The sequence below is a fragment of the Halomicrobium katesii DSM 19301 genome, assembly GCF_000379085.1.
Classification (GTDB): domain Archaea; phylum Halobacteriota; class Halobacteria; order Halobacteriales; family Haloarculaceae; genus Halomicrobium; species Halomicrobium katesii.
On sequence record NZ_KB905379.1, the window covers coordinates 21,208 to 45,046 of the forward strand.

General features: G+C 63.0%; 25 protein-coding genes and 3 pseudogenes. 7 read left to right on the forward strand and 21 right to left on the reverse strand.

The window, feature by feature from the left end; genetic code table 11:
- Window positions 1–53 precede the first annotated feature (53 nt).
- The gene (locus tag HALKA_RS20515) at window positions 54–1,343 is read left to right on the forward strand and encodes an ATP-binding protein (protein ID WP_080505848.1); all 1,290 of its coding nucleotides are present in this window, start codon (window positions 54–56) and stop codon (window positions 1,341–1,343) included.
- Between the two features lie 102 nt (window positions 1,344–1,445).
- Here the strand turns inward: HALKA_RS20515 and HALKA_RS19725 are convergent, their stop codons facing one another.
- From HALKA_RS19725 to HALKA_RS0115670, 9 genes are all read right to left on the reverse strand, one after another.
- A complete protein-coding gene (locus HALKA_RS19725) occupies window positions 1,446–2,156 on the reverse strand; it encodes a hypothetical protein (RefSeq protein ID WP_018258880.1) in 711 nt (236 codons plus the stop codon).
- A gap of 415 nt (window positions 2,157–2,571) precedes the next feature.
- Window positions 2,572–2,868 carry a hypothetical protein gene (locus tag HALKA_RS0115635; RefSeq protein WP_018258881.1) on the reverse strand — a complete coding sequence of 99 codons (297 nt, stop codon included), beginning with the start codon at window positions 2,866–2,868 and terminating at the stop codon, window positions 2,572–2,574.
- Window positions 2,861–3,679, reverse strand: a complete 819-nt coding sequence (locus tag HALKA_RS0115640; RefSeq protein WP_018258882.1) for a DUF8125 domain-containing protein — start codon at window positions 3,677–3,679, stop codon at window positions 2,861–2,863. The genes HALKA_RS0115635 and HALKA_RS0115640 overlap by 8 nt, the downstream gene beginning before the upstream one ends.
- Window positions 3,676–4,233: a DUF8063 family protein gene (locus tag HALKA_RS0115645; RefSeq protein WP_018258883.1), complete on the reverse strand. Its 558-nt coding sequence runs from the start codon at window positions 4,231–4,233 to the stop codon at window positions 3,676–3,678. Before HALKA_RS0115645 ends, HALKA_RS0115640 begins: the two co-directional genes overlap by 4 nt.
- Window positions 4,234–4,259: 26 nt before the next feature.
- Window positions 4,260–4,448: a hypothetical protein gene (locus HALKA_RS0115650; protein WP_018258884.1), complete on the reverse strand. Its 189-nt coding sequence runs from the start codon at window positions 4,446–4,448 to the stop codon at window positions 4,260–4,262.
- On the reverse strand, window positions 4,448–5,077 hold the full coding sequence (locus tag HALKA_RS20000; RefSeq protein ID WP_049919931.1) for an Env/VP5 family phage fusion protein: 630 nt from the start codon (window positions 5,075–5,077) through the stop codon (window positions 4,448–4,450). Before HALKA_RS20000 ends, HALKA_RS0115650 begins: the two co-directional genes overlap by 1 nt.
- Window positions 5,078–5,582: 505 nt before the next feature.
- Window positions 5,583–6,254 carry a hypothetical protein gene (locus HALKA_RS20005; protein ID WP_018258886.1) on the reverse strand — a complete coding sequence of 224 codons (672 nt, stop codon included), beginning with the start codon at window positions 6,252–6,254 and terminating at the stop codon, window positions 5,583–5,585.
- 4 nt (window positions 6,255–6,258) lie between these two features.
- Window positions 6,259–6,657 (reverse strand): DUF8023 family protein, encoded by a 399-nt coding sequence (locus tag HALKA_RS0115665; RefSeq protein ID WP_018258887.1) that lies wholly within the window; start codon window positions 6,655–6,657, stop codon window positions 6,259–6,261.
- Window positions 6,654–7,022 (reverse strand): hypothetical protein, encoded by a 369-nt coding sequence (locus HALKA_RS0115670; RefSeq protein ID WP_018258888.1) that lies wholly within the window; start codon window positions 7,020–7,022, stop codon window positions 6,654–6,656. Before HALKA_RS0115670 ends, HALKA_RS0115665 begins: the two co-directional genes overlap by 4 nt.
- A gap of 113 nt (window positions 7,023–7,135) precedes the next feature.
- Between HALKA_RS0115670 and HALKA_RS19735 the strand changes: the two are divergent.
- Window positions 7,136–8,083, forward strand: a pseudogene (locus HALKA_RS19735) (IS1595 family transposase).
- Here the strand turns inward: HALKA_RS19735 and HALKA_RS22400 are convergent.
- Together HALKA_RS22400 and HALKA_RS0115685 are read right to left on the reverse strand one after the other, a co-directional pair.
- Window positions 8,084–8,176, reverse strand: a pseudogene (locus tag HALKA_RS22400) (IS6 family transposase); the annotation flags it as partial. It abuts the pseudogene before it with no gap.
- A 333-nt stretch (window positions 8,177–8,509) separates the two neighbouring features.
- Window positions 8,510–9,457, reverse strand: a complete 948-nt coding sequence (locus HALKA_RS0115685) for a DUF7847 domain-containing protein (protein ID WP_018258891.1) — start codon at window positions 9,455–9,457, stop codon at window positions 8,510–8,512.
- 300 nt (window positions 9,458–9,757) lie between these two features.
- Between HALKA_RS0115685 and HALKA_RS0115690 the strand changes: the two genes are divergently transcribed.
- Together HALKA_RS0115690 and HALKA_RS0115695 are read left to right on the forward strand one after the other, a co-directional pair.
- Window positions 9,758–10,105, forward strand: coding sequence for a winged helix-turn-helix domain-containing protein (locus tag HALKA_RS0115690; protein WP_012807528.1), 348 nt, complete (start codon window positions 9,758–9,760; stop codon window positions 10,103–10,105).
- Window position 10,106: 1 nt separating this feature from the next.
- Entirely contained in the window at window positions 10,107–10,433 is a 327-nt protein-coding gene (locus HALKA_RS0115695; protein ID WP_012807529.1) for a DUF7521 family protein, read from the forward strand.
- A 160-nt stretch (window positions 10,434–10,593) separates the two neighbouring features.
- Here HALKA_RS0115695 and HALKA_RS0115700 read toward each other — a convergent pair whose 3' ends face one another.
- Both HALKA_RS0115700 and HALKA_RS22190 read right to left on the reverse strand, forming a co-directional pair.
- The gene (locus HALKA_RS0115700; protein WP_018258892.1) at window positions 10,594–11,358 is read right to left on the reverse strand and encodes a DUF7847 domain-containing protein; all 765 of its coding nucleotides are present in this window, start codon (window positions 11,356–11,358) and stop codon (window positions 10,594–10,596) included.
- A 359-nt stretch (window positions 11,359–11,717) separates the two neighbouring features.
- Window positions 11,718–11,843, reverse strand: coding sequence for a hypothetical protein (locus HALKA_RS22190; protein ID WP_018258893.1), 126 nt, complete (start codon window positions 11,841–11,843; stop codon window positions 11,718–11,720).
- Window positions 11,844–11,952: 109 nt separating this feature from the next.
- On the opposite strand from HALKA_RS22190, the gene HALKA_RS0115710 reads away from it, so the two are divergent.
- Complete coding sequence (locus HALKA_RS0115710) at window positions 11,953–12,669, forward strand: helix-turn-helix domain-containing protein (RefSeq protein WP_018258894.1); 717 nt, start codon at window positions 11,953–11,955, stop codon at window positions 12,667–12,669.
- 33 nt (window positions 12,670–12,702) lie between these two features.
- On the opposite strand, the gene HALKA_RS0115715 is transcribed toward HALKA_RS0115710, so the two are convergent.
- The 6 genes from HALKA_RS0115715 to HALKA_RS0115740 all read right to left on the reverse strand — a co-directional run bounded on the left by HALKA_RS0115715 (window position 12,703) and on the right by HALKA_RS0115740 (window position 18,744).
- Window positions 12,703–14,451, reverse strand: coding sequence for a b(o/a)3-type cytochrome-c oxidase subunit 1 (locus HALKA_RS0115715; protein ID WP_018258895.1), 1,749 nt, complete (start codon window positions 14,449–14,451; stop codon window positions 12,703–12,705).
- A 2-nt stretch (window positions 14,452–14,453) separates the two neighbouring features.
- A complete protein-coding gene (locus HALKA_RS0115720) occupies window positions 14,454–14,972 on the reverse strand; it encodes a cupredoxin domain-containing protein (protein WP_018258896.1) in 519 nt (172 codons plus the stop codon).
- A gap of 2 nt (window positions 14,973–14,974) precedes the next feature.
- On the reverse strand, window positions 14,975–15,352 hold the full coding sequence (locus HALKA_RS20010; RefSeq protein ID WP_245545427.1) for a halocyanin: 378 nt from the start codon (window positions 15,350–15,352) through the stop codon (window positions 14,975–14,977).
- 83 nt (window positions 15,353–15,435) lie between these two features.
- On the reverse strand, window positions 15,436–17,775 hold the full coding sequence (locus HALKA_RS0115730; protein WP_018258898.1) for a heavy metal translocating P-type ATPase: 2,340 nt from the start codon (window positions 17,773–17,775) through the stop codon (window positions 15,436–15,438).
- Window positions 17,776–17,777: 2 nt separating this feature from the next.
- Window positions 17,778–18,551 carry a sulfite exporter TauE/SafE family protein gene (locus HALKA_RS0115735; RefSeq protein WP_018258899.1) on the reverse strand — a complete coding sequence of 258 codons (774 nt, stop codon included), beginning with the start codon at window positions 18,549–18,551 and terminating at the stop codon, window positions 17,778–17,780.
- A 4-nt stretch (window positions 18,552–18,555) separates the two neighbouring features.
- Window positions 18,556–18,744 (reverse strand): hypothetical protein, encoded by a 189-nt coding sequence (locus HALKA_RS0115740; RefSeq protein WP_018258900.1) that lies wholly within the window; start codon window positions 18,742–18,744, stop codon window positions 18,556–18,558.
- A gap of 167 nt (window positions 18,745–18,911) precedes the next feature.
- Here HALKA_RS0115740 and HALKA_RS0115745 point away from each other — a divergent pair, with 167 nt between their 5' ends.
- Both HALKA_RS0115745 and HALKA_RS0115750 read left to right on the forward strand, forming a co-directional pair.
- Complete coding sequence (locus tag HALKA_RS0115745; protein WP_018258901.1) at window positions 18,912–20,465, forward strand: globin-coupled sensor protein; 1,554 nt, start codon at window positions 18,912–18,914, stop codon at window positions 20,463–20,465.
- Between the two features lie 87 nt (window positions 20,466–20,552).
- A pseudogene (locus tag HALKA_RS0115750) lies at window positions 20,553–22,058 on the forward strand (PAS domain-containing protein); the annotation flags it as partial.
- Window positions 22,059–22,374: 316 nt separating this feature from the next.
- On the opposite strand, the gene gdhB reads toward HALKA_RS0115750, so the two are convergent.
- Window positions 22,375–23,670, reverse strand: a complete 1,296-nt coding sequence (gene gdhB, locus HALKA_RS22015) for a glutamate dehydrogenase GdhB (RefSeq protein WP_080505850.1) — start codon at window positions 23,668–23,670, stop codon at window positions 22,375–22,377.
- A complete protein-coding gene (locus HALKA_RS21125) occupies window positions 23,670–23,813 on the reverse strand; it encodes a rubrerythrin-like domain-containing protein (protein ID WP_018258903.1) in 144 nt (47 codons plus the stop codon). Before HALKA_RS21125 ends, gdhB begins: the two co-directional genes overlap by 1 nt.
- Between the last annotated feature and the right edge of the window lie 26 nt (window positions 23,814–23,839).

The following is a 23,839-nucleotide window of genomic DNA, read 5'->3' on the forward strand; positions in this document are numbered from 1 at the left end:
ATTGGCTTCTTTAGGCCTGAAGTTTCATATACGAAGCAATATATTTTGCATTCATGCCTACCGCAAAAGAAGTATTTGATGCTGGTGAATATTCACAATATAGCTATGTTAAACGTGACAGTAGAAGGATTGATTCTCGGTTAGAGCGGGTTCTCAGAAGTTCCACGCCGGGTGCCTCAATTGTAGGACCCTCAAAGTCTGGAAAGACTGCACTGGTGAAGAATACGGCAAGAGAGACGGGTATCCCGGTAATTCAGGTTCGAGGTCCGGAGATCGGATCTGTAGACGAACTATGGAACATTGTCCTTGATGAGTTAGATGCCCCTGAAACAGTCGATGAACACCGATCAGATACAACGGAAAGCGGGTCAACGACTACTGGTGGAATAAAACCTCAGGGAACCGGAATTGATCACGCCAGACAAAAGAGAGATGCCGAGACAACCGGGCAATCTAGATCTTTTAGTCGCCGTGGCCTGAGACAAGTCATTGATTATGCAGAATCGCGGAACTTCATTATTCTCATCGACGACTTTCATTATATCGACAGCAAAGAGACTAAGAAGTCAATTGTGCAGTCTTTAAAGGGCGCAATTGAAGATAAAGTACCGGTTTGTGTCGCATTTGTAACTCACCGGGGAGAAACGTTGCAACAACTTGTATCCGACATTGATGACCGTATTATGACTATCCCAGTTCAATCTTGGACAACATCTGAATTAAAAGAGATTGTCAACGAAGGACAACAGCATTTAAACATCGAATTTTCTGAAGAATTAAAGGATGGTTTAGCTAAAAATGCGGTGAAATCTCCGATGATTATGCAGAGATTGTGTGCTTCTGCATGTGAGGTTGCGGGAATAACTGGGACCCGCGATCCAAACACGGAACCCGAAGTTATCGATCTCTCTGACGACGAATTTGAGCGCGTCCTCACAATTGCTTCTGATTGGATGGGGAAACGGTCCGTAGTCAGACAGATGCTTGGCGGGGTGAACGACTCGGGAAGAGAAACATATGATTATGGAGGAGAAGAAGAGGTCGACACGTATGTTTTAACTTTAAGAGCAATTGCCAATGGGGACGCAACCAACTCATTCCATTTCTCCGACCTGAAAAAAAGGATTCGAGAGGATTGCGTTGATAGAGTCCCCAGAGGCACCCAGATTAGTAACGTTTGTGACCAGATGGAGAGTATCGCTGATGAAAATCGACCCGGTGAGGAACTGATTGAGTGGGATTCTGACGAGCGGGTTCTCATGATCACAGATCCAGAATTGCTTTTTCTTATCAGACATATCATGAAGGACGAGGACTATGATAAACGAATGTTGGGTATGTAGGTTGGTGGAACTCATTTAAGCGATGATTAATAGAAACACCCCGCACCCCGCAAGGGGGCGCGGGCTTCTCTCAAGGTCGGTGGCTGGGTGGGTTTGCAACGATCACTCTGCAGGACCACGCGCCCGCAACGCGTCGAGGAGATCGGGCCAGCGGAGGTCCTTCGAGAATAGATCTGGTTCGAGATTCCACGCCCACGGCGCGGCGTCGTTGGGATCTGCTTCGTAGCCAGTCGGTTCGAGGTCCTCAATCGAGCCGCCGAAGAGCTGGTCCGTCGGGTAGTCACCGTCGGCAGGCCAACGCTCGTAGAACTCGGCGACCTTCTTCTCGGTCTTGTAGTAGGCCAGCGTCGACATGCGCTTCAGCTCCGGGTGAGCATCTTTCCCGGTGTGGATCACGTTGCCGCAGGCGTCGACACCGATCTTGGCGAATCGCTTCGCGAGCGGTGTCCACTGTGTCGCTACTTCTCGACGATAGGTTCGGGCGTCGAAGTGTGTAGACGATTCGTCGATGAAGACGAAGTTCGGAACGTCGCGATATTCCAGGAGCGTGACCGCGAGGTCGTGCGCGGAGGTCACTACTTCGTCGGTCAGGGGCCAGCTTCGGACGTTCGAGATAATCATGTACTCGTCGAGCTGGGCTTTCCGCAGCTCGGCGAGCAGAGACATTGTGTTGGTCTTGCCCGTGTTGGGGTTGCCCGCGCCGATGATGAACGCTGGTGCCTCATTATTTTCGATCTCGTCGAGGAGCATCATCGGGAGCCGGAGCGCGGATCCATCGAGATCCTGCTCGGTGACGCCGACCAAGTGCGACATGACCGAGCCGTTTCCGCTGGTGACGGCTTCGGTCGTCCTGTCGGCGAGGTACTTCTCGAGCAGAGTCTCCCCGAGTTTCGAGTCTTCGAACGTGGTCGCCTCGAGATTACCGCGAGCGACAGCGTCCTCGACGAAGGACAGCGCCGCGCGATCCTGCGGGTCGTCGACGATCCCGGTGTGCGGATAGTACCTTTCATGGGCCGTGTTTAGACGCTCCTCAACCGGCGAGTCACGGGCCGTTGCGGTTGATCTAAAACCTGTCCTGAGTGCCTCATCGTGTCGATCTGTTCGCGGAGCATACGCTGCAAGAGCCGATTTGTACTGCGTCTAAACAAGGCCCCTTTCATGTGTTTCGAGATCGCCACGAATCTGTTCCCGGAGCTTCGCCGCAGTCAGTAGATGCTCGTCGACGCCGTTAGTCATCGGCCGGGACCTCCGTCGAGTCCGGTTCTTCGTCGAGCAGCCGGTCTCGATACACGTATGCGATTGCAAGGAGTGGCACGAAGATGGTCACATACGGAAGCGAAGTCGGGACCGGACGGTAGGCAGCAGTATAGACAGTTTCTCCGTTTTCGAAGGCCGTCTTGATCGGAATGTCGAGCGCCTGGACCGGGACAGACCAGAGACCGGCCCAGAATCCGATGACGAACGAGGCCGCAGCGGTCACCGCAACGATACTCTTCTCTCGATCAGTGAGTGTGATTTCAATCATCAGCAGGCGCACCTCCGTTTCCGGCGTCAGCGAGATCGGCAAGGTCCTGGTCGAAGTCGATCCGAACGCCCGGACTGTCCGATTGCGGACTGTCGTCCTCTTCGGTGTCGCGGATCTTGCGCTCGAGGCCGAACTGCTCGATCGCACTATCTATCTCGTCGGTGAGACCCTGACCTTCGTCGGGGAGCGTCCCGCGCTCGAACGTCGAGACGATCTGCATGACCGCTTTGCGGGTGGCGTTACGGATGATCGTGAACGCCTGGGCTTCGATGGCGAAGCCACGCTTGGCGTCCTCCTCGAGCTGGCCGCGACACTCTTCGACGGCCTGGAGCGTTTTCATCAGCTCACGACCTGACATGGTGCCGCGCCAGGTGCCTTCGACGGTCTGTGTTTCGAGATCCACCTGTTTCCCGAAGGCGAGATCGGGACTCACCCAATCGAGTTGTCCCTCGGTGACTGTCCACTCGTTGAACCGTTGACCGGGAACGCGGAAGATTCCGCCGTCGGTCTCTCGAGCATCAATGTCAACGAGCCAGACGTACGCTGGTTCCCACAGCAGGGAGCGAACCTTCTTGCCGGTCGGTCGACCGACGATCGGGACGATGATGACGGCGGTGAGGCCGATGATCTTGAGGTTGCGAGGGAGTTCGTAGCCGATGACCGACGCCAGGATGAACACACCGAGGCCGAGTCCCGACGCAAGAAGCGTTAGGTTCTCGGTCAGCCAGCGGAACGCGCGGAACCAGCGGGACCGACTCGGGTTCTCGGGTGTGTCGTCGGGCTGTTTTTGTTCGGGTTCAGGGTCGCTCATGCGACGCGCTCACCCCGTTCGGTTGTGCCGACCTTGGCCGCGACTGCTTCGTACAGGACGGCGACCACGACGCCGAGAGCGCCACCGAGAGCAGCGTCACGAACGTCCGAACCAGTCCACGGGCCGTCGATGATGAAGCCCGATGGCTTCCGGATGTAGTACGCTTGTTCTCGTTCAAGACTGTCGTCAGTCCACATCGACACAGCAGACGAGGCTGTGATGCGTACCGTGGTCGTAGTATCGGCCTCGACGACAACTGAACGGAACGAGATCGAGCCGGACTCGCTGCTGGTATCCGGAGCTGCCGAGAGGGTGACCGACTTGAACTCGTCCGAGTAGAACTCGATAACGAACACACCGTCCTCGACGCTATAGTCGACGACGCCGACGTTCTCGTCGATCACGAGTTCGTAGTTCGAGGGACCGCCATCGGGACCGGACGGACCCGCTGGAGTTGCTGTGTTGCCGGCAGTCTGTTGACCGATCGAGACGCCAGCCAGGACTGTGCTACAGACGAGCAGGACGAACGCGATGCTAACGACGTTGTGATTCATGTCTGAAACCGGGTAGGGGAATGGTGTTACCAGAACTGCCACGAGGCAGTTAGTTGCGACTCTATCCAGCCGATCGCGTCGGCGACGAGTGGCGAAACGAGATCTACGGCTGGGCCGATCACGGGAACGCCCATCGCCTCGAGGCCGAACCCGAGCAGCGCGATCGCGACGACGGGCTTCATCGGGATCGCTTTCAGCACCAGCCAGTAGACCATCAGTATCGACCTCCGTCGTCGCGGTTGTTCAGGAGGAGGAGACCACCAGCGAGGGCGGCGAGGATGCCGAGGCTGGTACTGTTACCGAACGCGAAGCCCCCAGCGCCGCCGCGCATGTTCTGCTCGCGGGCTTCCCACTCGGCGCGCTCCTTGTTGAGTTGTTCGTACTCCTCGATCAGCTGCGTCACGTTGATGTCCGCAGTGTCGTAGGTCGTTTTCTCGATCGTCACGTTCTGTCGACTCTCGCCGTCGGTCGTCTCGATCGAATCGACCGTGAACTCGCCGTCGAGTTCGACGAGTTGATCAGCAGTGACCACGAACTGCGGGCCGGTGATGTTGGCCGTGTCGTAGGTCGTGTTGACCTCGAACAGGCCACTGTCCGGGTTCGTCTGCGACATGAGGATACCAGTGTGCGTGGTGCCGTTAGCGGTCGTGACGTTGAACTCGCCCATGTTCGACATGGCTTCGGGACTGTTCGTCCCGAGCAGCGTCAACTGGGCAGCCGTCCACGACTGGTACTCGTCACCAGCACTGAACTCGTTCGACAGCACGTACGGGTCGACGAGATCGGTGTTGTTGATCTCGCCCGACTGGTACTCGTCGTACGTGTTGTTGGCGAGGGTGTCCATGTCCGCTTGCACAGCGTCGTTCTGGGACTGGATTTCAGAGAACGCAGGGCCGTACTGGTCGAAATCAAGATACAGCAGCCGGTCGTGATTATCGTCCGGAGCCTTGATTTCAACACCATCAACGTAGTGCGTGTAGTTAAGAGACCCGTCAGGGTTCACGTCGTAGCTGTAAGATTCAGTCTTCGGGCCGACTGTCTTTGTGGTCGGCTTGTTACCATCGTGGAAGATTTCAAGAGCAGCGACCGAAGTAGACGAGCCGTTGGCGAGGTCGAGAGTGGTTGATCCCGTGCCAGTGTACTCAGGGTAGTGGTCCGCGTCAGGACCAGTAGTTCCAGCAACAGCAACATACCTATCCGTTGAGGAATCTACACCAGTTTCGTTTTCAGCAACGCCATGTAGGTGGTCGAAGTTAGCAACCTGTTGGCCCCACTTCTTGGCAAGATTTGCCTGTTTAGTGGCGTAGTAGTCAGCGACAGCATCTTTCGCAGCCGTCTTCGCAGCGGCCTTACTGCTGCCGTTGTTCAGCGCCCGGATGTAGGCGTTCTTGCCGATGATCCGAGCCTGCGTCTTGGTGTCCTCGAGGTAGTTGTCGAGCGTGGTCTGGTAGACCTCGCTCGAAGCCTTCTCGTTCTGAGCAGACTGGTAGATGTCGAGCTTGATCTGTTCGGCGTCCGTGTTGGTCGTGTTGAGGTCCGTTGCCGACCGGCGGCGTGCAGTCAGTGATCGTGACGCCGGGGTTCGTCATCGAGTACAGCTTGTCAACCTCGTCGCACCGGAGATCGCGGTCGCCACCAGTGTGACCGATGTTGTACGGGACCTTGATAGCGCCCTCACCCTGCTCGAAAGACGGTTCGCCACTGCCGTGAACAGTGACCTCGAGCGTGATGTTGTCGTAGGCACCGTAGTTGTCGTACACGATGTCCTGTTCAGCACCGGGGCCGAGTTGCACCCGCTGAAGCAGGGTTTTTTCACCAACCGCGCCCGTGGCTTGGTTGGTGGAGACAGTGACCGTGAAGTCGCCAGAGATGTTACTCTGGTCGACCACGACCTTTTGCGGCCCATCAGTGTACTGATGGGAGTATTCGTTATCCGACTGGGCGACTGCCGGTGCCGGGATAACAGACCCGACGACGAGCAGCGCCACGAGCAGTCGGAGAGCGTTTTTGTGTCCGATCATGGCTTTACTGGACCGCGACTCCCCAGGAGACGACCGTCGCAGCGAACGCCAGTTGCATCCCGAGCGGGTCGCCCAGACTGACGAGGAAGTCGTTCACTTCGGTCACGTACTGCTGGCCGAGGATCACAGCCGGACCGGTAGCGATCGCGATCTGTTCCCACAGTTCGTAGTGTTCGAACCGCTTGGTCTCGCTCGAGGCGAACGCCGCAGCGAACGCACCCAGCGAGACCATCACGCCGTGCTGCGTCGTCAGCGTGTAGGAGATCCACGGGAGTTCGACCGTTGTGATCCCGCCGAACTGGTAGAGGCTGGCGAGGATGAACGCGACCGAGAGCGTCGCCGGGAGCGTACGCACGTTCATGTAGTCGCTGACCATCCCCTTCGCGCGGTTCTGGTAGCTCATTCGCCACCACCCAGCTGACGGACCTCCCAGATGTCGTACTCGCGTTCCTCACCGTCCTCGGTCTCGAAGGTGCCAGTCTCCTCGGTGTGGCGGATACCGACAACGTCGCCCTCACCGAGATCGTTGTCTTCGAGCTGGCGATCGATCTGGGAATTCGACCACATCGCGACCACGTCGCCGATACCACGGGCCAACTCGATCACCGTGGTGTCGTACTTGCCGCAGTTGGGCGTGAGGTCACGAATCTCGCCGACCACGTCCTCTCCCTGGTCGAGTTCGATCCACTCACTGTCGTACTCGTCGTCCTGCGTGTTCGTATCGACCGGTTCGAGATCGTCGAAGGATGGCGTCTCTTGGGTTGCCATACGAGAGTAGAAAGAGAGGACGCTCTTGCTCAAGCTAGCGAAAAGACTCCGTTGTATGGAAAGCATCCCGTCTCCTGCTATCAGCTGTGACCAAACAACCAGCATTCGGCGGGATGCTTCAGCAACTTGTATCGCTTGGCGCTTTGGAGTTTCGGCCCGAGCCGCTCGACGCCATCGTCGAGCGGCGTCTCAAGACCATCTGGGAACAGGCACCCTGTCCTGATTGTGGCGCGACAACCATCCGAACCTACGACGATCTCGACCGTATCTGGTGCCGTGGCTGCGGCTTCATGAGTACCTACACGCTCGGTACACCGTTCTACGACGCGGAACTCGCCCCCGGCGAGTTCCTCGTCGCCTTCGTCCTCTACGCTGATTCGTTGCTCAGCATCAATCAAATTGCTTCCCTACTTGATCGGGCATACAACACGATTCACTCGGCGATTCGTGACGTGGAAGCCGCGTTCCAGCGCGGCTTCCCCGTCGTCTGGGATCGCATCGATCACACTCTCGACGGGCCAACGCAGGTCGATGAAACCCAGCAGGTCTGCTCTGGGTACAAGGGACGCGACCCACCGCGGGACGGTCTGTCCCGCGGCGGGTCGCCAGAGGGCGGTCGCACACGCTGGAGCGGTGAGCAGGGTGATGAACTGACGCTCGTCGCGGCCTGCCGCGACGTGCTTCGCGTGGTTTCTGCTGAGGAAGGAACGAAGTTCAAGGACGAACTCAAGCCAGTGATCGAAGAAGCTGAAGACCTCTCCCAGCGACTGGGAGAGGTCTGGACGGATGAGTACCCGCCGTATCAACAGATGGAGCACGACCACAGAACGGTGGTTCACGACGAAGCATACGTCTCAGATGCGGGTGTTCACACCAACTAAGCTGAGTGTCTCTGGTCGTTGTTGCAACCGTGGATCGAGAAATTCCGCGGCCTGTCCAAGCAGGGCTTGGAACAGGCCGCTCGTACCTACGGCTTCCTGCGGTCATTGAATCTCGCTGGCGCACCAATCCACGGACTCGTTGACTGCTTCGCTGCCGATATTTTTCGCCAGTCTGCGTAAGAGCGTCATCAGAAATCGTGGTGTCGCTTCTCGTTCAACAAACTCTAAGTCGATCTAGTCGATATTATCGCTGAGGCGGTCGTTTTCGGGCATAGATCACTTTGAAAACGAACCGCCTCACTTTTTATCCGTATCTGAACACCGCCGGCTGTCGACGGCAAACTGCGATACCACGAGCGCGATAGTCATCAACGGTATACAGTCACCGACGAGGAGGAACTCTTCCACCATCTCCAACAACAGGGCCAGCCGACCGTCCAGTCGCTCTCAGAGACACCACTGACTCGCCAGCACTTCACCCCGATCCCACTCACACAAAGACCACGGATGGGGCCTATCCAGATGGGGACGACGACCGCCTGCGCCTACTCTCGGAAACGATCGAATCACAGACAGTGTCGATACCGTCGAGAACGGAGCGGCCGTTCACTCGATCGCGTCCGTCGCGGCACCGTCTGGAGCCGGAGTCGATCCCGTGTCGCTCGCGTTCCAGTACGCTTCGAGCGGGCCGTCGACACCGGTCAGCTGGACCCACGCCTGAGCGGTGATACCGAGGACGACAATCGAGACCACCGCAGACTCCAGCGAGAGGATCGCCTGGCTGGCCAGGAACGTCGGCGACTGGAACGTCGCGTCCGGCGTGAGCTGTCCGAAAAGCAGGCTAAAGGCTATGTTCACCCCGTAGGGGACGACGAGTGCGAGTCCCAGTCGCAGTCGGTTGCCGGCGGCGACGCGCCAGCTCCGAACGAACGCCGACGGGACCGACGCGTCCCGGACGACGATCTCGTGATCGACGAAGGCGAACACCACGACGACGACACCGATCGGAAGGGTCGCCAGCAAGAACATCGGGACCAGGAGCAGCGGCGCGTACCACGAACCGACGAGTGTCGTCTGCAGTGATTCCGGGAGCACCAGGAACACCCCGATCGCCGCCAGAAAGACGGCGATTATACTGAGCATCGTCAGAACAAATATGGCAGTCATCTTCAACAGGGAGGCGACGAACAGCCGCAGCGTCGCCCAGCCAAGCGATCGAAAGATCAGCTGTTCGGGGATGTGGTCGCGCCCGTCGTCGACGAGCGCACGAACGGCGACGACCTGGATGGGGACCGTGAGTATCCCGCCGGTGAGTCCACCCAGCAGCGCAGCGCCTGCCGACGCCAACGCCGGGAGCGCCGTCCCGGGTGCCGGCGTGTTGGCCGGTGTCATCGCTCCGCTCGTACCGAGAGGAATATACGTCGTCGCCAGCACCCACACGAACGCGCCCTGGAGGACGCTCGCAACGAAGAGCGTCGCCACGAGGAGAGCGCCGTTTCGCGAGAGCGCGCGTGCGAGACCGCCGGTGATCGTCTGTCGAACGTGGAGGGCCATGCCGCGGGATTTGTCACCCGCTGAGTTCAATTCTACGGACTGTCTCCGTGTCGGAACAGTCGACCGGCAGGAGCGTCTCCGGCACAGATCCGTCCAGCGTGGCGAGGGCGGCCGGTGTCTGTAGGCCAGAAAGGGACCGCGGCGATCTGAGACTGCTGGCTGTCACTGTTTCAAAATATTCGCGACCACGGGGTCGCAACAGTCTGTACAGACGTACAGCCGGCAGTATGAGCACCACCCGATTTTCCGAGCTGGAAAAGAAGTGGTAGCTATTACTTGGTCCGTCCAGAAGGGCCGACCGTGAGTGAGGATCCCGCCGACGAGGATATCTTCGCACTCCTCGACGACGAGTACGCACGGGAGATCCTTACTCAGACGAGTGTCGAACCGATGTCAGCCAAAACGTTGAGCGACCGATGTGACGCGTCCTTGCCGACGATCTACCGGCGGACGGAACGGCTCGTCGAGTGTGACCTGCTCGTAGAACAGACGAAAGTGCGACAGAACGGCCACCACTACACTGTCTTCGAGGCGTGTCTCGATCGACTCACCGTCGAACTCGACGAGGGAGAGCTCTCGGTGACGATCGACGCGGGCGAACCCGAGGACCCCGCCGACCGCTTTACCAACCTCTGGGAGGGGATCTAACATGATACAAACCGGCAGCACGGGACTGTACGCACACTACCTCGCGCTACTGGCAGTAACGCTGCTGGGCCTGGTGCTCAGTTTCGCGATCGTGTTCCAGGCGTATCGCGGGTACCGGCGCAACGACAGCCAACCGATGCTGTTGCTCGCGGTCGGACTGGTCTTGCTCACGGTCGTCCCCTTCGTGGTCTCGTTGGTCGTCACGTCGGCCGGAACTGTCCTCGGCTTCGGGCCGATCGTCTACAGCTACTACGTTCCGATTCTCACCAGGACGATCGAGGTCGTCGGCCTCGTCACCATCCTCTACTCCCTGTACCGCCGCACCTAATTCGGCGGCGTGGGGAGCCACTACGGCCGTCACCAGTTCGAAGGCTACCGGAGTGCTTGTTCAAACTAGTGATTTTACCTCTAAAAAGAGACTGTGTCTCTGGGTGGATCCGTTTGAGGAGCAGATGAGCACCCGAAGTGACGGACCGTTCCCGACGGCGTCAGGCCGTGAACTCGTCGTAGACCGCGACGGAGAACGTCAGCGAGAACGCCGAGACGACGCTCCCGACGACCGCTGCCAGGAGGCCGACGACGACGAGCAGCGGGATCGAGAGCGACGGCAGGCCGTACGCCGCCGCTTCGGGCGTCGCCAGCACCGACAGGCCGCCGTAGAGTCCGCCGGCCACTCCGCCGACGAGCACCGCGATCACCAGATAGCCGATCGTTCCGAGCAGATTCGCCCGGACGACGCGGTAGCTCCGCGCGAACGCAGCGATCGCGGACTCCCCGTCGACGACGATGGCCTGTCCGTAGAACTGGACGAAGAACGTCACGAGGAGGTACAGGAGGCCGACGATGGCGACGACGGCGAGGAGCACCAGTCCGGTACTGCCGTGGCCCAGCAACGCGCCGACGCCAGCGAACACGGCGACGACGCCGAGCACGCCGTTGACGACCAGTAGGAGGACGTAGGCGATCAGCAACTGCACGTAGTTCGACTTCCCGTCGGCGAAGAACCGCGACAGCGAACTCCGGCCCCGCAGTGCCTCGTCGGCCATGCCGAACATCCCGCCCTGGATGAAGGGCGTCACGACGAGGAAGACGCCGGAGACGCCAAGCGAGACCAGCGAGGAGAGGAGCGGCGCTGTCGACTGCAACAGCAGCTGGGGGAGCAACAGTACGAACACGATCAGCTGGGGGACCAACAGCCCGGGGGCACGCTTGAGTGCGCCGGGCGTACGTTGGAGTGCTTGGAGGACACCCATAGATAGCCAGAGGCCGTCCGACGGCATAACCCCGGCCGCCGGTTTTCCGAGCCAGAAAACCGTCGCTGGGGACGGCGTCCGGTCGTCTCCAAGCGTCCTCATGTCGAGACGGCTGGCCCAACCGGCGCTGTCGCTCATTCTCGGTCCGTCTCCGTGTACGCGTCCAGGCCGCGCTGCTGTGGACCCTTCGGTGGCTATCGGGGCGTCGTCCGACCCGTCCGGTGGCCGTGACGCTCGCCGATCGATCGCCGGCTCTCGGTACTGGAGCCGAATGCAACTGACGGTTCCGTGGGTGACGCGGGGACGATGCCGACGGTATCGCGACGGAAACGCCGGCACACGGCCACCGCGACCGGCAGTTACAGCGCTCCCGCGAAGGTCAGCAGGTCGATGGCGACGATGAAAAGCACCACGAGGATGGCAACGAGGATGATCGTCTTGAGAAACCACGGCATCGACTGTTCACCAGTGCCCGTATCGCTCATACCACACCGTCGGGGAGTCGACTACGTGAATCCTCCGTTGGCCCAGGACAACCGCCAGTCGACGGGGAGACCGAAAGAGACTGGCCCCTCGGGGAATCAGTACAGCTAGATGCGGGAGTTCGTCTTCACACTGAACTACGCGAAGGGGGCCGACGCCGTGATGGACGTGTTCATCGACGCTCCCGAGATGCACGCGACGACGCTGATCTGTCCGATGACCGACAGCGAGTTCTGGCGGCTGGATCGTCTCAGCGGTGGCCCGAAGTCCGTCGAGCGAGCGGCCGGGCTGCTCACGGGCGACGAGTACGGCGGGTTCTCGATCAGCGACAGGCGCTGTGGCGGCGATCGCCACAGCGAGGTGCTCGCGTCCTCGGGCGGCCAGGCGACGGTGTACACACACGTCGTCGACGCGAGCAGCTGTGACTCCGTCTCGCTGGTCGCGAACCGCTACCTGCCGGGTGCGGTCCTCATCGAAGTCACGCGCCGAGGGACAGAGGAGCGCTGGCGCGTCCTGATGCAGACCGACGAGCGGATCGGACTGCTCTACGACACGATCTGCGGGAAGCTCAGGGAGGGAATCACCTTCCGGTTCGAACACCTCGAAGCGGTCACGACGCCCCCGACGGACCCGCTGGCTTCGCTGTCGCTGCGCCCCGAACAGCGCCGTGTGCTCGAACTCGCAGCGGAGATGGGGTACTACGAGACGCCGCGGGAAACGACGCTAGAAGCGATCGCGTCGCGGCTCGACGAGCCCCGCTCGACCGTCTCGTACCGACTCAGGCGAGCCGAGGCGGAACTGGTCGACGCCTTCCTCTCGTCGACGTGACGGCGGCTCGGTCCCGATCGAGAGGGTCGCAGATCAGACGGGCACCGGCGGAGCAGCCGGATTGAAGGCCCCGTCTGCCAGCATCGAGTAGATCGGGAAGCCGTAGGCGATGGCCACGAGGACGACGGCCACGACGACCCACAGCTTCATGTTGTCCAGCACGCGCGGACTGTCCGAGACCCCGGAGATCGGTTCGGGGAGGTGGCTGTCGACGCGGAGCCGTCCGCGGCCACGCTCTGCGAGCCAGGTGCCCGCCATCACGGTGACGAACAGCAGGGCACCGATCGTCAGCAGCAGAGCGCCGGCCGCGATCTGCAGCCGCATCTCTGGGACCGATCCGAAGACCGCCTCGAAGGAGAACTGCTGGTACTGCGGCTCGGCGGTCCGGCGCGGGACGCCGGCCAGTCCCGCCCGGTGCATCGCGTTCGACATCAGGGCCATCCCGATGAACCAGACGTAGGGCTGGATCTGTGCGAGGCCGTAGAACTGGAGGCGCTTGCCCGTGACCTGTGGGTACAGCCAGTAGCTGATCGCCATCATCGTCAGCGCGCTGGCCGTCCCGACGGTGAGGTGGAAGTGGCCCGGCACCCACAGCGTGTTGTGGATCAGCGAGTTGATGTTCATGCCCGCGTTGACGATCCCGGAGAACCCGCCCGCGGCGAACATCAGGCCGGCGAGCGCACACCCCGCGAAGGCCGGGTTCGACCACGGCAGGGCGGTCATCCAGCGAAGGTAGCCCTTCCCGCCGCGCTGTCGCGCGCCGTACTCGATGCTCGCGACGGCGGTAAACGCGGTGAGGAAGCTCGGGAGCAACAGGAACATCGTGTTGGTCATCGCGACGAACTTGAACCCTTCCGCGATCCCGGGGTCCGCGTACTGGTGGTGGAACCCGACGGGCGTCGAGAGGATCAAGAAGAGGACGAACACGACGCGCGCGAGCGGGTCGCTGAACAGCCGGCCGCCGGCGAGCTTGGGCAGGATCGTGTACCACGCGAAGTACGCCGGCATGAGCCAGAAGTAGACGACCGGGTGGCCGAAGTACCAGAACAGCGTCCGGGTCAGCAGGGGGTCGACGCTGTCGATCAGCCCGAGCGAGAGCGGCAGGAGGAACACGAGCACCTCGACGGCGACGCCGAGGGTGGCGATGTACCACATCAGCGTCGTCGTCAACACCATGAACGTCTGGAGTGGGATCCGCTCGCCGCCGTTGTCACGCCGCCAGCGGACGTACAGGCGGATCCAGTCGGCTCCCGCGAGCCACGTGCCGACGAGCCACGCCGCCAGTCCGGCGTAGAACAGCGGATGAGCCTGCAGGGGCGCGTAGAAGGTGTAGAGCACGTCTGCCTCGAACGGGATCTCGCCGACGAAGCCGCCGAAGATCGCCAGGGCGACCGCGGTGGCACCGGCGAGTTGGAGCCCGAACCAGAACAGCGAGAAGCGCCGCGAGAGGAGGTCGCGGTCGAGACTCCGGGCGACGCCCCAGGAGAAGACCCCAGAGAGGAAGAAGATCGTAAAGAACAGCGCGAGCAAGACGCCGTGGCCGGTCAGCACCGTGTAGTAGTCGACCGAGCTGATCACACCTCGGAAGACGTTCGTTCGGTGCAGCGCCTGGACGATCCCGAGCACCGCACCGATCAACAGGGCGGTAAACGAGACGCCGAAGCACAGTCGCGTCACGCGTGCCGCGGTGGGATACTGGTCGACGAAGGCAACTCGGTTGCCGGCAGTCAGCTCGGACTGTGCTCGGTTCTCGCTGGTCGGGTCGTCGTGTGCATGTGCCATCGTTACTGCACCTCACTCGTCTCGTTGAACTCCGACGGTGGGACCACCTGCAGTGATCCCTCCATCGTGTGGTGGCCGCTGCCACAGTACTCGTTACAGACGATGCCGTACTCGGCGGGCTCGTCGAACTCGGCCGTGACCGTCGCCTTCTGTCCCGGAACGGTCATCGTATTGATGTTCGTACCGACGACCTCGAACCCGTGGAGGACGTCACTGCTGGTCACGTGGAAGGTCACGGTGCTGTTGGCCGGCACGCGGATGGGCTCGTTCGTTCCGGGGACGAACAGGAACCGCTGCGTTTCGACGTAGACGTCGTAGTGACCGTCTTCGCTCCCGTTGTAGACGCCGGGTTCGCGGACGTTCTCGCTCGCGGTGGGGTCGGTCCCGTCGACCTGTCCACCCTCCGCGTCGACCATCCCGTAGCCAGCGCCGACGGCCCCGTAGGTCACCGTCGCGACGAACAGAGCGATCAACAGCAGCGATCCCACCAGCCAGATGCGTTCGAACCTGTGGACGTGCATAGTCACCCGATCACCGTTGGTCCGTTGTCGAGGAACTCGACGAAGTACATGAACAGCCAGGTCAGCGAGACGACGGCGAAGTAAAGAGCCAGCAACGTCGCCGTCCCGACGGGGTCGAACGCGTCGTGGTCGACCGACTCCGTCTCGGATTCGGCCACCGAGGACTCGTACATCACCCCGGCTGCTGGCTGTGTATCCGTTCGCTCGTCGCCGTGCGACTCGAACGACGTGTCGGGTCGGTCGTGCCACCCGAACCGATAGCTGAGTAGCAGAATGCCGGCGGTGACTCCGAGGCCGATCGCGGTCGTCAGAAGTAACATGCGACTCCCGCCGGAACCACCACCCGACGCTGTGGCCAGTGCTATTTCGAGACCCCTCATACTCGGTTGGGTTCGAGCGAACTGACATGTACTCTGGGTTGTCACAGGACAACTTCGGGACGGCGGCCCGCCGTGGCCGACGGCTACGACCCCGCCTCGCTACCGACCGGGCGGGTCGAGTTGAGTACGACGAGCAGGCTACTGGTCGCCATCGCCACGGCGGCAAACAGGGGGTTCAGGACACCGACGACGGCGAGTGGCAGCGCGATCCCGTTGTACAGGAACGCCCAGCCGAGGTTCTCGCGGATCCGTCGGCGGGTCCCTTCCGTCGTGGCGAACACCTCGGGCAGCGCGGCGAGAGAGTCGTCGGTGACGACCACGTCCGCCGCGTCGAACGCGAGCCGTGTGCCACTCTCGACGGTGATTCCGAGGTCGGCCGCCCCCAGTGCCGGCGCGTCGTTGCTCCCGTCGCCGACCATCGCCACGGTGCCGTCGTTCCCCAGCCGATCGACGACCGCGGCCTTGGCCTCGGGCGGGACACCGGCGAAGACCTCGTCGACCGAGCGGTGGGACGCGAACTGTTCGGCCGCCGCCCGGTCGTCGCCCGTGATCACGACGACGCGGCGGTCGGCCGCGAGGCGATCGAGCACCGATTGCCACCCCTCGCGCACCTCGTCGCCGACGACGACGGCACCGCGAACGCGCCCGTCCCAGCCGACGTAGCTCGCGATCGCGTCGTCACCGGCACCGTCGTAGGTGGCGGCCACGCCGCTGGGGACGGTCCAGTCCCGCGCCGCGAACAGCGACTCGTCGCCGACCAGTACAGTCCTGTCGCCGACTGTCGCCTGCACGCCCCGTCCGGGGATCGTCTCGAAGGCCGTGACGGGCTCGTCGGGCGGTGTCTCCGCCTCGGAGATCGCCTCCGCGACGGGGTGGGTCGCGAACTGTTCGACGGCGCTGGCGTACGCGAGGCTCTCGTCGTGGCCCGCGACCGTTCGAACGGTCATCGATCCCGTGGTGAGAGTGCCGGTCTTGTCGAGCGCGACGGTCTCGACCGCCGGTGCCGTCTCCAGGGCCGTGTCGTCGGTGATCACGATGCCCGCGTCGAGAGCGTCTCGAATCCCAGCGGCGACGGCCATCGGCGTCGCCAGGCCCAGCGCACAGGGACAGGAGACGACGAGGACGGTCAGGCCGGTCAACAGTGCCGCGGTCGCTCCAGTGCCCGCGAGCAGGTGGACGACCAGCGTCCCGACAGCCAGGACGAACACGAGCGGGACGAACACCGCCGCGATCCTGTCGACGAGGCGCTGTGCGCCGGGTGTCGCGCTCTGTACGTCCCACAGCGTCTCTGCGAGTCGGTCCACAGTGCTCGTCGGGTCCTCGTCAGCGCGGACGACGACCCCACCGTCCGTGACCGTCGTCCCGCCGAGAACCGCGTCCCCGGTGGCTTTCGAGACGGGCAGCGACTCGCCGGTGACCAGTGACTCGTCGACCGCGGCCGTGCCTTCGACGACCGTCCCGTCGACGGGGACCGGTTCGCCGCCTTTGACTACCAGTTCGTCGCCGCCGTCGACTGCCGACCGAGAAACCGACTCGGTGCCGTCGGCCGTCCGGCGGCGTGCCGCGTCCGCTCGTTCGTCGGAGACCGTTGCGAGGCGGCCCATGGCCCGTCTGCGGACACGCTCCTGATAGTAGTCGCCGACGGTCACCGCGAGGACGACGACGACCGCCACGTCGAAGTACAGATCCGTCTGACCGAGCGCCATCGCGATCGTGCTGTAGACGTAGGCCGTCGCCGCCGCGATCGCCACGAGCAAGTCCATGTTCGGGTGGCCGACCCGCAGGCTCACGACCGCACCACGGAACAGCGGATAGCCGGTGTAGGCCACCACGACCGTCGCCATGACCCAGACGTTCGCGAACAGGAACCCACCGGCGGGACCGTCCAGGTCGACGAGCAGCGACGACGGCGCGACGCCCGTGTACACGGGATAGAGAAAGAGGACGTACCAGGCCATCACCATCATCCCGAAGAAGCCACCGACCATGAGACGACCGACGGTCTCTTGGGCGTCGTCGGCCGACGCCGCGCCCTCTCGGGTCGCGTCGTAGCCGTGCCCCGAGATGCGGTCCGCGATCGCGTCGGGTTCGGCCGTCGCCGGGTCGAAGACGACACGGACCATCCCGGCAGTGTAGCTGGCCTCGGCGGCCCGAACGCCCGGAGCGTCGGTCGCGGTGGCTTCGAGGAAGGTCTCGCAGGTGGCACAGTGCATCCCGTCGACGTCGAAGTAGGCCCGGTCGCCATCGGCGGTGGCCACGTCTGGCCCGGTGTCGACGGCCGTCTGGGGATCGGCGTCGGCGGGCGCGTCGTCGAGCGTTCGGGCGACCGTCAGACACCCCTGACAGCAGAAGGCACCGTCCACGTCCGGAGCGGTGTGGGGCGGATCGGGCGTCGACAGGCCACAGAGCGTACACTCGTCCATCGTTATCCCAGTGGTTGGTAGATCGGAATGCTCGGATGCGGGAGGTGGATGCCCAGTAACATCGCACCGTGTGCCAGCGGGAGGTAGCCAAGCAGCAAGAACGTGACGCCGAGCAGGCGGTGGAGCGGTCCCTGAAATCGCGGCGAGATCGACTGGAACGCGACGCCGTAGGCGAAAACGGTCGGCACCGTCGCCAGCCCCAGCACGGCGAGCGCGACGCCGCCACGGACCGGCGACCCCGTCGCGAAGGCGTACAGAAACGCGGGGTACAGCAACGGGCACGGGAGGACCCCGTGGGCCGCGCCGAGCGCGACGATCCGGGGGCCACGAACCCACCGCTCGATCCGGTCGAGCAACGCGGTACTCACCCGTTCGAAGACCGCCGGTGTCGGGGCGTGACCGAACAGTCCCCCAGTTCCCGTCAACAGGTAGTTCGCGCCGACGAGGAGGATGACACCGCCGATCACCAGACCGGCGACCGCGCGAACGTCGTTCGCGACGGCCGCGACCGCCGCGGCGTCGTACAGCAGCGCACCCAGCCCGCCGAACAGCACCCCGAGGGCGGTGTAGATCGCGGTCCGACCCAGATTAAACAGCAGGTGCTGGCGGATCGTCCGCCAGGTCGCCGGACCGTCTGTCCCCATCTGATCGGCGTAGACAGTCACCAGCGGTCCGCACATGCCCAGACAGTGCACACCACCGAGCAGCCCGACGAGCGCGAAGACGACCAGCTCGACCTGCCCAGAGAGGGCACCAGACACCTGCGGGACAGACATCGAGTCAGGCGAGGCCGCCGGGTAGACGCAGTTCGTCCGCCGAATCGAACATGATGCGGACGGCGACCACGATCAGGACGGTGTTGAGGACCGCGAGCACCGCGACGGGCTCCAGCCAGATCACGAACGCGAGCACCGACGGGATCGTGAGCAGTCCCACCAGCGGCAGCCACGAGAGCGGGATCCGTGCCATGGGCTCCGGTACGCCACACCGCTAATTAAATCAGAGGTTGTCTCTCGACAACTCCCGACAGCGCTGGTCTCAGGCAGTGGGCCCTTCGGATCGCCCGGGTGCCCTGGAGTTATCACTGCTGGGAACGGAGGGACAGGCTTACTTTCGGGCGTTTTTTCTCTCTCGGTATGAAAGATTGGTCGAACGCCTTCGGAGACGGCGGCCTCAACGCCCTCCTCGACGTCGACTCGCTCGTCGCCGCGTGTGGCATAGACGAGTCGGAAATCGAGTGGCGAAAGGAGTTCGTCGGCTTCGACGAGACCGACGAACAGCACCTCTCGGAGCTCGAAGAGCTGTTTCGGGCCCACACCGACGAGATCGCAGACGGCTTCTACGACAACCTGACCGATCACCAGCAGACCAGCGACGTGATCGGCCGGTCGGACAAGTCCCTCCAGCAGCTCAAAGAGACTCAGTCAGCGTATCTCGTGACCCTCGCCAGCGGAGAGTACGGAATGGACTACTTCCGCGACCGGGCACGGATCGGCAAGATCCACGATCTGCTCGAAATGCCGATGAAACACTACATCGGTCAGTACGGCGTCTACTACGACCTCATCTTCCCGCTCCTGTTCGACCGGATCGAGGAACGGCTCGTCGACCGACTGACAGATACAGCGGCTCTCGCGGGCGACGGCGGTCCCCAGGCGGTCGAGGCAGGAACCCGAGAGTCGGTCGAGGAGATCGTCGGCGAAGAACTGGATCGCGGCCTCGAAGAGATTCTCGCTGTCTTGCGAATCGTCAACCTCGATATGCAGGTCGTCGCCGACACGTACATCCACTCCTACAGTCAGGAGCTCGAACAGTCGATCGAAGAGCGCGAGCAGCTCATGACGGAGATCGAGCAGGACCTCGCAGATCCGATCCGGACGCTCCGTGACTCCGCCGAGGAGGTCGCCACCAGCACCGACGAGATCAGCGACATCGCTCGCGAACAGGCAAAGACGACCGAAACCGTCGGCCGAGAGATCAGCAACGTCAGCGCGACCGTCGAGGAGATCGCCTCGACGGCCGACGAGGTCGCGGCCACGAGCGAGCGTGCCGAGCGACTCGCCGAGGACGGGCGGACCGCTGCCGCCGACGCGATCGAGGCGATGGAGCGAGTGCAGGCGTCGTCCGGAGACGTCGTCAGCGACGTGGACCGGCTGGAAGAGCGCGTCGCAGAGATCGACGAGATCGTGGACATGATCAACGACATCTCCGATCAGACGAACATGCTGGCGCTGAACGCCTCCATCGAGGCCGCCCGTGCCGGCGAGGCCGGCGACGGCTTCGCCGTCGTCGCAGACGAGGTCAAGAGCCTCGCCGAGGAATCTCGCACACACGCCAGCGAGATCGAGGAGATGGTCGAGGAGATACAGGCCGACACCGAGAACGCAGTCGCCAGTCTCGAAGCGACCGCGCAGGACGTCGACCGCGGAATCGAGCGGGTCGAATCGGCGACCGAGACCCTCCAGGAGATCGTCGACGTCGTGGCCGAAGCCTCTCGCGGGATCCACGAGGTCTCGGACGCGACCGACGATCAGGCGGCCTCTGCAGAGGCGGTGGCGGGTATGGTGGACGAACTCGTCGACCAGGCCGACCAGGTCGCCGACGAGGTAGAGGCAGTCGCAGCCGCAAACGAAGAGCAAACGAAGACGATCCGCGAGATCAGCGAGACGGCGGAGCGACTCGGCGAGTGAGCGCCTCGGCGTGCGCGTACCGCCCGCGCTGTCGTTGAACATATTCGTCCCGTTATGAAAGACATATCCCGGTCACTCCAGTCGAGTATGACCACCTACAGGAGTGAGCGCGTGCGCGTGCTCGCGGTGACGGCAGACCCCTCGTTCGCGAGTTCCTGTGAGCGCCACCTCGGCGAACACGACTCCCTCACCGTCACCACGGCGGGGACGGTCGGTGAGGCGATCGAACGACTCGCTGGCGACGGGGGTGTCGACTGCATCGTCAGCGACCACGATCTGCCCGACACGGACGGGCTCGCGTTTCTCGAATCGGTCCGGACGCAGTCACCGATGCTCCCGTTCGTGCTGTTCACCAGCGAAGGGACCGAAGAGATCGCCAGCCACGCGATCTCCGCCGACGTGACGGAGTATCTCGTCAAGGGGTGTCACGACGACCAGTGGGATCGGCTGGCGACGCTCGTCGTCGACGCGGTCGACTACCACCGTAGCCAGCAGGGCCTGTTCGATCCCGAGACGCGAGCTACGACGCTGTTAGACGCTGCAAACGACATGATCAGCGTCGTTCGCGACGGTCAGTGTGAGTACGTCAACGCGACCGGGCTCGATCTGCTGGCCCTCGACGACCGAGCCCAGGCCGTCGATCGCCCCATCGAGTCGTGGCTGTCGCCGCCCGACGGACGGGACCTCTCCGCGTCGCTGGCTGCCGTACAGTCGGGCGACCAGCCAGTCGAGCAGTTCGAAGCGACCCTGACGACCAGCGGGGGCCGAGAACTGTCGGTCGAAGTCACCGCGACGCGAGTCCGCTGGAGCGACGGCCCGGCGACCGTGCTGGTGGTGCGGGACATCGACGAACGGAGAGCCGACGAGCAGATGCTCCGACAGTTCCAGCGAGCCGTCGAGGCGGCCGGACACGCCATCTACATGACCGACCCGGACGGCGCGATCACCTACGTCAACCCCGCCTTCGAGGAGATGACGGGCTACGATAGCGACGGCGTGCTCGGGAAGACGCCCGCGATCCTCTCCTCTGGCACGATGTCCGAGGAGTACTACGAGGACCTGTGGTCGACCATCACGAGCGGCGACGTGTGGGAAGAAGAGATCCGCGACCGCCGGCAGTCGGGGGCGCTGTACTACGCCCATCAGACGATCGCCCCCCTGACCGACGACGACGGCGAGGTAGTGTCGTACGTCGCGATTCAAAACGACACGACGGAACAGCGCCGACGGGAGTCACAGCTCCGGCAGTACGAGCACGCGATCGAGGGGGCGAGTGAGCTGATCGCCGCGGTCGACCACGACTACCAGTTCCTGTTTGCCAACGAGTCCTATCGACAGTTCCACGCGATGGATCCGGAGTCGGTCACTGAGACGCGGCTGGTCGACCTCCTGGCCCCCGAACAGTTTGCGGTCGTCGAGCCCTACCTCGACCGGGGCTTCGAGGGCGAGACGGTCCAGTTCCGCGCGACACGAACGCGGTCGGGCAGGTCCGACCACACGTTCAACGTCCAGTACACGCCACTGACCGACGGGAGTGGGACGATCCAGGGACTGGTCGCCACGATGCGAGACGTGACCGAACAGGTCGAGCGCGAACAACAGCTCGCCTCGCTGGATCGCCTGCTCAGGCACAACCTCCACAACGCGCTGAACGTCATCCAGGGACGGGCAGAGATCATCGACGCTCGTGCGTCGAAGGAGGTCGCAGAACTCGCAGCGCCGATCGAAGACGCGGTCGAGCGACTGCTCACGCAGGCGAACAAGGAACGCGAGATCGTCGAGTTGCTGACCGAACCGCCGACGCACGCGACGCTCGATCTCACGCGGGTCGTGACGATCTGGTCGCCGAGCCACGAGGGAGCGCCGTCACACTCGTCTTCCCCGGCGGGAGCCGGGCAGAGTGAACAGCTCAGGGCCAGAGACCTCTGGCCTCGTGGGCCGCTGCGATGCGCTCCAGGGCGACGGTGTAGGCGGCGTCGCGCCACCGAACGTCTCGCTCGTCGAACGCGTCGCGAACGTCGCGCCACGCGGCGAGCATCTCGCTTTCGAGTTCGTCGTTGACGCGCTCTCTGGACCAGGAGCGGCGATTGATGTCCTGGAGCCACTCGAAGTACGACACCGTGACGCCGCCCGCGTTCGCGAGGATGTCGGGGATCACGGGGAGCGAGCGGTCGGCGAAGATCTCGTCTGCGGCGCTGGTCGTCGGTCCGTTGGCACCCTCGACGACGAGGTCGGCCCGCACGTCGGCGGCGTTCTCGGCCGTCAGGACGTTGCCGAGCGCGGCCGGAACGAGCACGTCGACGTCGAGTTCGAGGAGTTCGCCGTTGGTGATCGTGTGGGGGACCGACTGGCGCGTAACCGCCTCTGGCTCCTCGTCGTGGCTGGGAATCGAGTGGGTGTCGAGGCCGTCCGGATCGTAGATCGCACCGTTGACGTCGCTGACGGCGACGACCGTCGCGCCCCAGTCGTCGAGGAGTCGGGCGGCGTTCGCGCCGACGCTGCCGTACCCCTGGATCGCGACCGTGGTCGACGAGAGGTCCGTCTCGTAGTACTCGACGGCCTCGCGGGTGACGATCGCGACGCTCCGGCCGGGGGCCTCGTCGCGGCCGTAGCTCCCGCCGACGGCCGGCGGTTTCCCCGTCACGACGCCGGGCACCGTCTCGCCTTCCTGCATCGAGTAGGCGTCCATGAGCCAGGCCATCGTCTGTGGATCGGTGCCCATGTCCGGGGCCGGAATGTCCCTGTTCGGGCCGATGCTGTCGCGGATCTCCTCGGCGAATCGACGCGTGAGGCGCTCTTTCTCGGACGCGCTGAGTCGCTTGGGGTCGACTGCGATCCCGCCTTTCGCTCCGCCGAAGGGGATGTCCATGACCGCGCACTTCCAGGTCATCCACATCCCGAGGCCGACACACTCGTCTCTGGTCACCTCGGGGTGGTACCGGAGACCGCCCTTGTGGGGTCCACGGACGCTGTCGTGCTGGGCTCGATACCCCGTGAACACCTCGACGGAGCCGTCGTCACGCTCGATGGGGACGGTGACTTCCTGGACCTTCGTTGGGTGTTTGAGCCGCTCGACGATGGCGGGATCGATGTCGAGGTGGGCCGCGGCTCGGTGGAGCTGTCGGCGCGCCGTTTCGACGGCGGACTCCGTGTCCGACGCCGCTTCCGAGTCGTTGCGGTCGGCCGCTACTGATTCTGAGGCCATCACTCGATCGGTGTCAGGCGGTTCCGTATCTCGCCGCCACACTCCGGGCAGGCGGTCGGGTTGTCCTCGGTGACGACGATCGTTCCACAGTCGAAGCACTCGTACGGCGTCTCTTCCTCGGGCTCCTGGTTGACATCTCTCATGTAGGATCACGAGTGCCAGTAGCGGC